Origin of the sequence: Streptomyces poriferorum (assembly GCF_019399235.1) — a bacterium.
Lineage (GTDB): Bacteria > Actinomycetota > Actinomycetes > Streptomycetales > Streptomycetaceae > Streptomyces > Streptomyces poriferorum.
The window spans coordinates 1-373 of the sequence record NZ_JAELVH010000670.1 but is presented as its reverse complement, the minus strand read 5'-3'; the positions used below and the strand labels follow the sequence as shown (position 1 = coordinate 373).

Sequence of the window (373 nt, the reverse complement as noted above, 5' to 3'; positions counted from 1 at the left end):
GGGCCCGGCCCGGCTGGCGGCTGCGTGCCTGGGACCGCGACGACTCCGCCGTGCTCCGTGGCTGGGTGGCGCTCTTCGACGCCTGGTCGCTCGTCCACCCCGCGCCCCAGGGCATCGAGTCCACCGCGGTCGCCGAGGCCGTCGAGGCCGTGCCCCAGGTCCTCTCACTCCTTCAGCTCTCGGCCGGCCCTGTCACGGTGCCCGCCCTCCTGGACCTGCTCGGCCAGCGCGTGGCGGAACTGCACGAGGAGCGCTGCGAGGTGCCGTACGGGCCGCAGCCGCTGCCCGCCCCCGAGGAACCGGCGCCCACCGCCCACCCCGCCGCGCTGGTCGCCCTCCTGCTGGACTGGGCCCTGGAAGGGCTGGCCGCCGT

General features: G+C 77.2%; 1 pseudogene. It reads left to right on the top strand.

The annotated features are described in order from the left end of the window. Window positions 1-373, top strand: a pseudogene (locus tag JGS39_RS40345) (hypothetical protein); the annotation flags it as partial.